The sequence below is a fragment of the Micromonospora inaquosa genome, assembly GCF_003857055.1.
GTDB lineage: Bacteria > Actinomycetota > Actinomycetes > Mycobacteriales > Micromonosporaceae > Micromonospora > Micromonospora inaquosa.
The window spans coordinates 1-10,997 of record NZ_QGSZ01000397.1 but is presented as its reverse complement, the minus strand read 5'-3'; the positions used below and the strand labels follow the sequence as shown (position 1 = coordinate 10,997).

12 protein-coding genes are annotated in these 10,997 nt (G+C 72.1%); all 12 read left to right on the top strand.

What is annotated here, in order from left to right:
• Positions 1-78: 78 nt before the first annotated feature.
• Positions 79-1,533, top strand: coding sequence for an FtsW/RodA/SpoVE family cell cycle protein (locus tag DLJ59_RS35660; RefSeq protein WP_124778511.1), 1,455 nt, complete (start codon positions 79-81; stop codon positions 1,531-1,533).
• A complete protein-coding gene (gene murG, locus DLJ59_RS35655; protein ID WP_124778510.1) occupies positions 1,533-2,639 on the top strand; it encodes an undecaprenyldiphospho-muramoylpentapeptide beta-N-acetylglucosaminyltransferase in 1,107 nt (368 codons plus the stop codon). The genes DLJ59_RS35660 and murG overlap by 1 nt, the downstream gene beginning before the upstream one ends.
• Positions 2,636-4,201 carry a UDP-N-acetylmuramate--L-alanine ligase gene (murC, locus tag DLJ59_RS35650; RefSeq protein ID WP_124778509.1) on the top strand — a complete coding sequence of 522 codons (1,566 nt, stop codon included), beginning with the start codon at positions 2,636-2,638 and terminating at the stop codon, positions 4,199-4,201. The genes murG and murC overlap by 4 nt, the downstream gene beginning before the upstream one ends.
• Complete coding sequence (locus DLJ59_RS35645; protein ID WP_124778508.1) at positions 4,198-5,016, top strand: cell division protein FtsQ/DivIB; 819 nt, start codon at positions 4,198-4,200, stop codon at positions 5,014-5,016. Before murC ends, DLJ59_RS35645 begins: the two co-directional genes overlap by 4 nt.
• Before the next feature lie 245 nt (positions 5,017-5,261).
• On the top strand, positions 5,262-6,377 hold the full coding sequence (gene ftsZ, locus DLJ59_RS35640; protein WP_124778507.1) for a cell division protein FtsZ: 1,116 nt from the start codon (positions 5,262-5,264) through the stop codon (positions 6,375-6,377).
• A gap of 9 nt (positions 6,378-6,386) precedes the next feature.
• On the top strand, positions 6,387-7,130 hold the full coding sequence (locus tag DLJ59_RS35635; protein WP_124778506.1) for a YggS family pyridoxal phosphate-dependent enzyme: 744 nt from the start codon (positions 6,387-6,389) through the stop codon (positions 7,128-7,130).
• A 192-nt stretch (positions 7,131-7,322) separates the two neighbouring features.
• Complete coding sequence (locus DLJ59_RS35630; RefSeq protein ID WP_124778505.1) at positions 7,323-8,015, top strand: cell division protein SepF; 693 nt, start codon at positions 7,323-7,325, stop codon at positions 8,013-8,015.
• Positions 8,016-8,045: 30 nt separating this feature from the next.
• The gene (locus DLJ59_RS35625) at positions 8,046-8,351 is read left to right on the top strand and encodes a YggT family protein (RefSeq protein WP_124778504.1); all 306 of its coding nucleotides are present in this window, start codon (positions 8,046-8,048) and stop codon (positions 8,349-8,351) included.
• A 44-nt stretch (positions 8,352-8,395) separates the two neighbouring features.
• Positions 8,396-9,205 (top strand): DivIVA domain-containing protein, encoded by an 810-nt coding sequence (locus DLJ59_RS35620; RefSeq protein ID WP_036411965.1) that lies wholly within the window; start codon positions 8,396-8,398, stop codon positions 9,203-9,205.
• Between the two features lie 80 nt (positions 9,206-9,285).
• Positions 9,286-10,065 (top strand): hypothetical protein, encoded by a 780-nt coding sequence (locus tag DLJ59_RS38380; protein WP_124778503.1) that lies wholly within the window; start codon positions 9,286-9,288, stop codon positions 10,063-10,065.
• A 4-nt stretch (positions 10,066-10,069) separates the two neighbouring features.
• A complete protein-coding gene (locus DLJ59_RS35610) occupies positions 10,070-10,381 on the top strand; it encodes a DUF167 domain-containing protein (protein WP_425271485.1) in 312 nt (103 codons plus the stop codon).
• Positions 10,382-10,403: 22 nt separating this feature from the next.
• The coding region (locus DLJ59_RS35605; protein ID WP_208648952.1) for a cation:proton antiporter domain-containing protein at positions 10,404-10,997 on the top strand (594 nt) is incomplete at its 3' end.

Genomic DNA, 10,997 nt, shown 5'->3' with positions numbered 1-10,997 from the left:
CCGGAACCCGGCGCGGCGGCCCGCGAATCCGGGCCCGGGGCGCGGGAGCCCGGGCCGGCGGGACGCGAGCCGGAGGCCGTGGCGTCGACACCGCTGCGCGGCATCGACGTGGCCGGCGGGCTCGCCGCGCTGCGCGGCCTGCTGGACCGGCCGCTGGCCAGCTACTACCTGCTGTTGTCGAGTGCCGGCCTGCTGCTGCTGATCGGGCTGACCATGGTCTTCTCGGCGACCAGCGTGAAGGACTACGCCGAGGACGGCAACGCCTCGGCCTCGGTGACCAAACAGGCCATCTTCGCGGTGATCGGCATCGGGGCGTTCTGGGTCTGCCAGCGCCTGCCGGCCAGCACCTACCGGTCGCTGGGTCGGCCGCTGCTGTTCGCCGCGATCGGGTTGCTGCTGGTGCTCAACCTGCTGCTCGCCTACGCCCGGCTGACCCACCAGAAATCAGGGCAGATCGGCCCGATCGAGGCGCGGTTGAACTGGCTCTTCGTCGGCGGGATCCAGCTTCAGCCCTCCGAGCTGGCCAAGTTCGCGCTCGTGCTCTGGGGTGCGCACCTGATCGCCCGCAAGGGTGCCGCGCTGGGCTGGTGGCGCGAGCTGGCCACCCCGCTCTTCCCGGTGATGGGCCTGCTCTTCGTCCTGGTCGGCTACAACGACACGGGCACGATGCTCTGTCTGCTGGCCCTGGTCGTGGGCCTGCTCTGGGCCGCCGGCGTGCGGATGCGGGTCTTCGGCGCACTGGCGGCGGCCGGGCTGGTCGGGATCGGCCTGCTGGTCGCGGTGGCCTCGCTGGGTGCCGGCTCCGGCGAGAGCGGCGAGGACAACTACCGCTTCGCCCGGCTGGCCATGTTCTTCAATCCACCGGACCCGGAGATCTGCAAACTCGACGGCTGTCTGCAGTTCTACCAGGGGCGGCTGGCCATCGAGCACGGCGGCTGGTTCGGTGTCGGGCTGGGCAAGGGCAGCCTGAAGTGGGACTGGCTGCCCGAGGCGCACAACGACTTCATCTTCGCGATCATCGCCGAGGAGTTGGGCGTGATCGGCAGCGTCGTGGTGCTCAGCCTGTTCGCGGTCCTCGCGTACACCGGGTTCCGGATCGCCCGGCGGGTCGACGACCCGTTCCGCCGGCTCGCCGCCACCGCCGTGACCACCTGGCTGGTCAGCCAGGCGGTGATCAATATCGGTGGGGTGGTCGGGCTGCTGCCGATCACCGGCCTGCCGCTGCCGTTCATCTCCGACGGCGGAAGTGCCCTGGTCGTGACGTTGGCCGGCGTCGGCATGCTGGCGTCGTTCGCCCGTGCCGAACCCGATGCGGCCAGAGCACTGCATGCCCGTCCGCCGGCCCGGTGGGTCCGACTACTCTGGGCCCCGTTGCCGCCGCTTCCCGGCCGGCGTCGCCGACCGGCGACGCCGCCCGCTGGCCGAGGGTCCGTGCCCCGGTCCCGTGAGCGGCGCCATGACGACCAGGCCGCGCCGCGCGGGGTCCGCCAGGACCGCACCCGCCGGGGTACGGCGAGCGAGAGGAGACGCTGATGGGTCCGCTGCGTTCGGTGGTGCTCGCGGGAGGTGGCACCGGGGGGCACGTCTACCCGCTGCTCGCCTTCGCCGACTGCCTGCGCCGACACGACCCCGGCGTCCGGATCACCTGCCTCGGCACACCCCGGGGCATGGAGAACGACCTGATCCCGCCGCAGGGCTACGACCTGCGGCAGATCCCGGCGTACCAGCTGCCCCGGTCGGTCAACATGAACCTGGTCCGTACGCCGGGCCGGATGTGGACCGCGGCGCGCGCCGCGGGCAAGGTGATCGACGAGGTGCGCGCCGAGGTGGTCGTCGGCTTCGGCGGGTACGTCTCGGTGCCGGCCTATCTGGCCGCGTGGCGTCGTGAGCTGCCCATGGTGATCCACGAGGTGAACGTGCCACCGGGTGTGGCCAACCGGCTGGGCATGAAGTTCACCAAGAACGTCGCCGTCGGCTTCCCGAATCAGCCGAGCCAGGCAGAGTCGTTGCGGGACGCCACAGTGGTCGGGGTGCCGCTGCGGCGCGCCATCACCGGTCTGGACCGGTACGCGCTGCGCAACGCCGCCCGCGCCCACTTCGGGCTCCGCCCGGACCTGCCGGTGCTCTTCGTCTCCGGCGGCTCGTCCGGCGCCCGTTCGATCAACCTGGCGGTCTCCGGGGCGGCCAAGGAGTTGGCCCGCAACGGTGTGCAGGTGCTGCATGTGATGGGCGCCCGCAACGAGCCGGTGCCGATCCCCACCGACCTGCCGGTGCCGTACGTGACGTTGCCGTACCTGTCGGAGATGGAGCTCGGCTACGCCGCCGCCGACCTGATGCTGGCCCGGGGCGGGGCGATGACCGTCGCCGAGGTGGCCGCGATCGGGTTGCCCACGATCTACGTGCCGTACCCGCACAGCAACCAGGAGCAGCGGCGCAACGCGCTGCCCGTGGTGGAGGCCGGCGGCGGGCTGCTGGTCGACGACGCGGAGCTCACCCCGGACTGGCTGGAGCGCACCGTCGTCCCCCTCATCCGCGACCCACAGCGGCTCTACACGATGGGTGCCGCCGCCGCGGCGTACGGCCGACGCGACGGCGACGAGGCCCTGCGCTCCTTCGTGCTGGCGGCGGTGGCCCGATGACCGCGCAGTTCACGCCGGCCGGCACGCTCACCGCCGAGGACCTGGGCGCCGTCCACCTGATCGGAGTGGGTGGGGTGGGCATGCTCGGCGTGGCCCGGCTGCTGCTCACCCGCGGCATCCGGGTCTCCGGCAGCGACCTGCGTGAGTGGCCGTCGCTGGCCGGCCTGCGGGCGCTTGGCGGCACCATCCACCTCAGCCACGAGGTGACCAACCTCGACGGCGTGGACACCGTCGTCTACTCGTCGGCCATCCCACAGGACCACCTGGAGCTGGTCGAGGCGCGTCGGCGCGGCCTGCGGGTGCTGCACCGCTCGGAGGCGCTCGCCGCGGCGATGACCGGCCGCCGGGCGGTGGCGGTCGCCGGCACGCACGGCAAGACCACCACCACCTCGATGGTGACCATGGTGCTTCAGCAGGCCGGGGTGGACCCGTCCTTCGTGATCGGCGGCGAGATCTCCGAGGTCGGCTCGGGCGCCCACCACGGCACCGGCGAGCACTTCGTGGTCGAGGCGGACGAGAGCGACCGCTCGTTCCTCATCTACCGCCCGTACGTCTCGATCATCACGAACGTCGAGGCGGACCACCTGAACACCTACGGTGACTACGCGACGCTGGAGGCGGCGTTCGTGGAGTTCGCCCGCCTCACCAACCCGGACGGGTTCATCATCACCTGCGCCGACGACCCGGGCGGTCGACGGCTGGCCGAGAGCCTGCGGTCCGAGGGGCGACGGGTGTACACCTACGGGGAGGCGGAGGACGCCGACCTGCGGCTGACCGAGATGGTCTCCTCGGCACGGGGGGTGCGCTACCTGGCTGCGATCGACGGCCGGTCGCTGGGCGAGTTCCGGTTGCCGGTGCCGGGACGGCACATGGGGCTGAACAGCGCCGCCGCGGTGCTGACCGCGTACCTGCTGGAGTTGCCGCTGGAGGCGGCGGAGGCCGCGCTGGCGGTCTTCCCCGGCGTGCGGCGGCGCTTCGAGCGCAAGGGTGTCGCGGACGGCGTGCTGGTCTACGACGAGTACGCGTACCACCCGACCTCGATGACGTTGGCGATGCAGACGCTGCGCGAGGTCGCCGGGGACGGCCGGCTGATCGTCGTCTTCCAGCCGTACCGGCTGTACCGCACCAGGGACAACCAGGCGGAGATCGCCGCGGCGTTGGCCATCGCCGACGAGGTGGTGCTGTTGGAGGTCTTCGGGCCCGGTGAGCTGCGTCAGCCCGGCGAGGGCTCGGCGGCGCTGATCGCGGCGGTGGAGCTGCCCGCCGACCGCAAGGTCTTCGTGGAGTCGTGGGAGCAGGCCCCGGTCGAGGTGGCCCGTCGGGCCCGCTCGGGGGACGTGGTGGTCACCATGGGCGCCCCGCCGATCTCGCTGATGGGCGACGAGCTGCTGGCCGCGCTGGGTGAGCGTTCGGGCGGATCGGCACCGACCGCGGCCGTCGACCCGGTGGCCACCGCTCCGGCGATCGGTGATCCGGTCCCGGGTGGGGCCACGTCCGGTGGCGACGGCGCGGCTCTCGGTGGCACCGCCGTGCCCGGCGGCTCGGCGCCCACGGCCGGATGAGTTCCGGCCCGGCCCGAGGGCGGACCAGCGCCGCCGATGGCGGTGCCCCGCGCCGAGGTCCGGCCCGGCGGTGGCAGCTGGTCCGGGCGGGTCGCGACGCGGTGCCGCCCTCGACCCGCCGGTTCATGGCGCGGGCCCGGCAGCGTCGCATGCGTGCGGCGTTGCCGTGGGCGGTGGCCGCCGGGGTGCTCGCCCTGGCCGGGCTGGTCGCCTGGACGGTGCTCGGCACCGGGCTGTTCGGTGTGCGTGAGGTGCGGGTGGAGGGCGCCGACCTGGTCACTCCGGTGCAGGTGCACGACGCGGTCGGTGTTCCGGACGGGGTGCCGCTGGCCCGGGTGGACCTGGCCGCCGCCGCCCGGCGGGTCGGCGCGCTGCCGGCGGTGCAGCGGGCCACGGTCTCCCGGGACTGGCCTGACGCGCTGGTGGTGCGGGTGACCGAGCGGACCGCGGTGGCGGTGGTGCCGCAGGGGGAGGCGTTCGCCCTGATCGACGGGAGCGGGGTGGCGTTCCGGACGGTGGAGCGACGCCCAGCCGGCCTGCCGCAGGTGACGGTGGCCCGGCCGGCCGCCGACGACCCGGGCACCCGGGCCGCGCTGGAGGTGCTCGTCGCGCTGACGCCGCAGTTGCGCGCCGAGTTGGTGGACGTGAACGTGGCCGGGCTGGCCCGGATCAGCCTGCGGTTGCGGGGGGACCGGACGGTGGTCTGGGGCGACGCGACCCGGGGCACGGACAAGGCCCGGGTGGCCACCGCGCTGCTCGACGAGGACACCGACCGGATCGACGTGAGCGCCCCGGACGTGGTGACCTTTCGTTGACCGGTGAGCGTGCCCGGACGTGACCCGTCGCGCTCCGCTCGGCGACACGCCGTCCGGGTCCTTGGCTCATCGGGCGGTGGCGCTTACGTTGCCCCGAAGAGGATCAGTGGTTGACATAACTGTAAGCCTCTAGTAGAGGGTTAGGGTTCACCCCTGATTCTCGCTGGTGACAGCTGTCGTCGGCCGCTGGGCTGGCCACGCCGTACCCGGTCGGCCGAAGCCAATCTCGAAGGAAAGGACCGGAGATGACACCTCCGCACAACTACCTGGCGGTCATCAAGGTCGTCGGCATCGGGGGTGGCGGCGTCAACGCCGTCAACCGGATGATCGAGGTTGGGCTCAAGGGCGTCGAGTTCATCGCGATCAACACCGACGCGCAGGCGCTGCTGATGAGCGACGCCGACGTCAAGCTCGACGTCGGTCGGGAGCTGACCCGTGGCCTGGGGGCCGGGGCCAACCCGGACGTCGGGAAGAACGCCGCCGAGGACCACCGCGACGAGATCGAGGAGGTGCTCAAGGGCGCCGACATGGTCTTCGTGACCTGCGGCGAGGGTGGCGGCACCGGCACCGGTGGCGCGCCCGTGGTGGCCAACATCGCCCGCAAGCTCGGCGCGCTGACCATCGGCGTGGTGACCCGGCCGTTCTCCTTCGAGGGCAAGCGCCGCCAGGTGCAGGCCGAGTCGGGAATAGACGAACTCCGCAACCAGTGCGACACGCTGATCGTCATCCCGAACGACCGGCTGCTGGCCCTGGGTGACCGCAACATCAGCATGATGGACGCGTTCCGCACGGCCGACCAGGTGCTCCTCTCGGGTGTGCAGGGCATCACCGACCTGATCACCACCCCGGGTCTGATCAACCTGGACTTCGCCGACGTCAAGAGCGTGATGAGCGGCGCCGGCAGCGCGTTGATGGGCATCGGCAGCGCCCGCGGCGAGAACCGCGCGGTCGAGGCGGCCGAGGCGGCCATCTCCAGCCCGCTGCTGGAGCAGAGCATGGACGGCGCACGAGGCGTGCTGCTCTCCATCGCCGGCGGCTCCGACCTGGGCCTGTTCGAGATCAACGACGCCGCTCAGCTGGTCACCGACGCGGCCCACCCGGACGCCAACATCATCTTCGGCGCGGTCATCGACGACGCGCTCGGTGACGAGGTGCGGGTGACGGTCATCGCGGCGGGCTTCGACGGCGGCACGCCCGCGTACAAGGCCGCCGAGCCGACCCGCAAGACCAACACCAACCAGCCGGCACCGCAGAGCACTCCGGTGCCGCCGCCGGCCACCAACCCGGCTCCGGCCCAGTCGCCGCGTCGCGTGCTCTTCGACGACGTGGACGTTCCCGACTTCCTCAAGAACGGGTCCTGAGCACCGCCGATGACCGACAGCTCAGCCACTGTACGACCGGATCGGCGCGCCGAACTCGCGGCCGGGCTGGCACAGGTTCGGTCCCGGATCGATGACGCCTGCGCGCAGGCCGGCCGGGACCGCGCCGAGGTCACGATGATCGCGGTGACGAAGACCTACCCGGCCAGCGACGTGTTGGCGCTGGCCGGGCTCGGGGTGACCGACATGGGGGAGAACCGCGACCAGGAGGCGGCCGGCAAGGCCGCCGAGGTGACTGCCGCGGGGGTGCGTCCCCGCTGGCACTTCATCGGCCAGTTGCAGCGCAACAAGGCCCGCTCGGTGGTCCGCTACGCCGACGTGGTGCACTCCGTCGACAGTGTCCGGCTGGCAAGGGCGTTGGCCACCGCGACCGCCGACCGGCAGACGCCGCTCGACGCCCTGCTCCAGGTGAGCATCGACGGCGACGCGGCCCGGGGCGGGGCCCTGCCCGATTCGGCGGATCCGGCCGTCGGGTTGGAGCCGGTGGCCGAGGCGGTGGCCGAAGCGCCAGGGCTGCGTCTGGTCGGTCTCATGGCGGTCGCGCCGCTGGGGTGGGAGCCGGAGCGGGCGTTCGCCCGGCTCGCCGAGGTTGCCGACGCCTTTCGGGCTGTCCATCCGGGAGCCACCGCGTTGTCCGCCGGGATGAGCGGAGATTTCGAAATCGCGATCCGTTACGGCGCGACACATGTCCGCGTCGGTAGCGCGTTGCTCGGAATGCGTCCCACGCTGCGGTAGCCTGACCGCGAGACATGCAAATTACATCAGTGTTGTTTCAGGGGCGGGCGTCTCCTAGTCGGGGGTCGTGGCGCGCGACGCGAATCGCGCGCCGGGGGATTGCCGTTCCGGTCCGATGGGCATTGGTTGTCCACTCGCGACGGGCGACACGGCACGGGGGCGCGTGCCGCACGGCGGACGGAAGGGCGCGGGATGGGTGCACTGCGCAAGGCGGGGGTCTGGCTCGGTCTGGTCGAAGAAGACGACGAGCGGGCCTACGATGACGGTGGCTACGACAAGGGTGGCTACCGCGACTCGCGTTACCGGCAGAGCCGGTACGCCGAGGAGTTCGCCGACGACGACGAGGACGACACCGAGGAGCCGCCGGCTCCCCGGCCGCGCGACAGCGGGCGGGGTCGACTCTCCGAGCGGTCGAGCGGGCGGTTGAGCGAGTCCGAGCGCGGTGACGGTGAGCGTCCGGAGCGGATCGAGCGGTCCAGCGTACGGTCGATCACCCGGTCGTCGGCAGGCGACACCTCCGGTGCGCTGACCTACCACACCCGGGACAACTTGGCCCTCGCGCCGCAGGTCACGCCGCGCGAGCGAGCCCTGCCCGAGGAGGAGCAGCGTTACCAGATCACCACGCTGCACCCCACCACGTACCGGGAGGCGCGCACCATCGGTGAGCACTTCCGCGACGGCGTCCCGGTGATCATCAATCTCACCGAGATGGATGAGGCCGACGCCCGCCGTCTGGTGGACTTCGCCGCCGGACTGGCGTTCGGCCTGCGCGGTACGATCGAGCGCGTGACCAATCGGGTGTTCCTGCTCTCACCGGCAAACGTCCAGGTCACCGCTGAGGACAAAGCCAAGATCGCTGAGGGCGGCTTTTTCAGTCTGAGTTGACCCCGCCCGACCCGAGGGACGTCGCTGACCGTGTTGTCGATCTTACTGCAGGTGTTGTACCTGATCCTTTATGTCTTCCTGCTCCTTCTTCTGTCCCGGTTCGTGTTGAGCGCCGTCCTGCAGTACGGCCGGCGCTGGCAACCGGGGCGTGGAGCATCGGCAGGATTGGAATCCGTGTGGAGCGTCACTGATCCCCCTCTCAACGCGTTGAGGCGTGTGATCCCTCCGCTGCGAATTGGTACCGTGAGCATCGACCTGGCCTCCCTTGTGCTCCTGGTTATCCTGTTCGTGCTGATGGAGTTCGTGTTAGGGCCGTCGATCACGGCATCTGCCTGATGACCGACGCGCTTTCGCGGCCGCAACTGACCCGAGGAGTTTCGATGCCGCTGACCCCGGCCGACGTCCACAACGTCGCCTTCAAAAAGCCGCCGATCGGCAAGCGGGGGTATGACGAGGAGGAGGTCGACGCCTTCCTGGATGAGGTCGAGCGCGAGCTCGCCCGTCTCATCGAGGAGAACAACGAGCTGCGCGCCCAGGTGGAGCGCGGCGGCCGTGGCGGTGCCCCCGCAGGCCCCGGCGGCGACGCCCGACTGGCGGCGGAGCTCAACGACGTCAAGGCCCAACTGGACCGGGTGCAGCGCGACAAGTCGGCGGCCGAGCAGGCTGCCCGCGCGATGCAGGCCGAGCTGGAGCAGGTCCGGGCGACCGGTGGCCCGGCCGGCGGCGTCACCGGTGACGGTGAGCAGCAGGCCCTGCGCGTGCTGATGATGGCCCAGCGCACCGCTGACGACCACGTGTCCGACGCGCGCCGCGAGGCCGACCAGCTGCTGTCCGAGGCTCGCAGCAAGGCCGAGGAGGTGACCCGGGAGGCGCGCGCGAAGGCTGACGCCCTTGAGCGGGACGCCCGCCAGCGGCACCAGGAGGCCATGGGCGGCCTGGACGCCAAGCGCACGGCCCTGCAGAAGCACATCGAGGAGCTCAAGCAGTTCGAGCGCGAGTACCGCACCCGGCTCAAGGCGTACCTGGAGAGCCAGCTGCGTGACCTCGACGGTCGCGGCCAGGGCCTTGAGGCCGAGATGACCCGCTCCGAAGCCGGCCGGGTCGCTGGCGGCAACGGACTGGCCGCAGCGGGCCTCGCTGGCTCGTACGGCGGCGGCGGGCGCTCCGGCGCTCTCGAAGCCGGACGCTGAGCACCGGCCGGCGATCGCTGTCCGCCAATGGTGACGGTCGCCGGCCCGGCCTGGACGGTTCGACGCGGCGGGGGTGAGCCGTGATAGTCGCAAGTCTCCTGCTCATCCTCGTCGCGGTGGTGCTACTGGTGCTCGGCCTGGCCGGTGGCTCCAGCTTCTTGTTGGTCATCTCCATCGCGGCCAGTCTGCTGGCCGCCGTGGCGTTGGTGGTGGGCGCCCGCCAGGCAGCCGCCAACCGCGCCATGGCGGATCCCGGCCGGACCGACCGGCGACACCCCGACGCACCTCGCACGGCCAGCCAGGCCACGCCGGGTGTCGCGTACGGGCCGCCGCTGGTCGAGCCGGAGGTGCCGGTCCAGCACATGCCCACGACGTTTGGTACCGGCGGCACCGGGTGGCGGCAACCACCCGTGCCGCCGGTCGACCACGTGTCGCCGACCGACGAGGCCTCGCCCTTCGACCCGCGTGTCGACGAGGCGTCGCCGTACGACCCGCCGCGCGTCGACGCGGTGCCGACGTCCGTGACCCCGGCCGACGGGGCGCCCTCGCGGACCCGGCCCGTCAGCCCGGCGTCGCCGGTCGCGGCGTCGACCGACGACGAGTTCGGCAGCGCGGTCCCGGCGGTCGACGAGCCGGCCGCCCAGCAGATCACAACCGCCGAGGCGGCTCGGGTGGCACGACTGCTCGACACCGTCGAGGTCGTCGACGGCCGCCCCCGCTACCACCTCGACAACTGCCCCCACCTGGCTGGCTGGCAGCCCGAGACGTTGCCGGTCGCCGAGGCCGTGGAGCTCGGCTTCACTCCGTGTGCGCACTGCGCGCCGGCGACCGCTCTCCTCGCCGACGTCCGGCCGTTCTGAAGCGGTGCCGGTGCCCCCGCAGGACACGCTCACCGTGGCGGTACGGGTGAAGCCCGGTGCGTCCCGGGACCGGGTGGGTGGCCGCTTCGACGGCCCGCACGGTCCCGCCCTCGTGATCGCGGTCCACGACCCGGCCGTCGACGGTCGGGCCACCGAGGCGGCCCGCCGGGCGTTGGCCGGTGCGCTGGGCGTCCGACCTGCCGCTGTGTCACTGCGTTCCGGCGCGGCCAGCCGGGACAAGCTCTTCATCGTCGACCGGCCCGGCCCGGAGATGACCGAGGTGCTGCGCCGCCTGCGTGACGGATCCGCCGAGTGAGGACAGCCCAGGCAAGGCAGCCGTGACGCGCGGGTTGGATATCGCGCTGCTGCTCGGTGCGGCCGTGCTGCTGGTCGCTGTCGGTGCGGTGCGACTCTCCACCCGGCTCGGCGTGCCCAGCCTCCTGGTCTACCTGGCGTTGGGCGTGGCGATCGGCGAGGGCGGGTTGGGCATCCGTTTCGACGACGTCGAGCTGACCCGGACCCTCGGCTTCTGCGCGCTGATCGTGATCATCGCGGAGGGTGGCCTCACCGCCCGGTGGACCACGCTGCGCCCGGTGCTCGGGCTGGCCTCCGCGCTCTCCACGGTCGGCGTGATCGTCAGCATCGTGGTGGTTGGCGTCGCCGTGCACCTGCTGCTGGGGCTGGACTGGCGGTTGGCGCTGCTCTACGGCGCGGTGCTCTCGTCCACCGACGCGGCTGCCGTCTTCGCCACCCTGCGCCGGCTGCGGTTGCCGCCCCGGCTGGTGGCGACACTGGAGGCCGAGTCGGGGATGAACGACGCCCCGGTGGTGCTTCTGGTGGTGCTGCTGTCCCACCGGGGCTTCTCGCACCCGTGGTGGTACGAGGCCGCGCTGGTCTGTTACGAGCTGGGCGTCGGCGCGGCGGTGGGGGTG

Excerpts from the sequence above, each read along its gene's own strand:
- DLJ59_RS35620 (WP_036411965.1), top strand. The coding sequence starts at position 8,396 with ATGCCGCTGACCCCGGCCGACGTCCACAACGTCGCCTTCAAAAAGCCG.
- DLJ59_RS35645 (WP_124778508.1), top strand. The coding sequence starts at position 4,198 with ATGAGTTCCGGCCCGGCCCGAGGGCGGACCAGCGCCGCCGATGGCGGT.
- murC (WP_124778509.1), top strand. The coding sequence starts at position 2,636 with ATGACCGCGCAGTTCACGCCGGCCGGCACGCTCACCGCCGAGGACCTG.
- ftsZ (WP_124778507.1), top strand. The coding sequence starts at position 5,262 with ATGACACCTCCGCACAACTACCTGGCGGTCATCAAGGTCGTCGGCATC.
- DLJ59_RS35635 (WP_124778506.1), top strand. The coding sequence starts at position 6,387 with ATGACCGACAGCTCAGCCACTGTACGACCGGATCGGCGCGCCGAACTC.
- murG (WP_124778510.1), top strand. The coding sequence starts at position 1,533 with ATGGGTCCGCTGCGTTCGGTGGTGCTCGCGGGAGGTGGCACCGGGGGG.
- DLJ59_RS35630 (WP_124778505.1), top strand. The coding sequence starts at position 7,323 with ATGGGTGCACTGCGCAAGGCGGGGGTCTGGCTCGGTCTGGTCGAAGAA.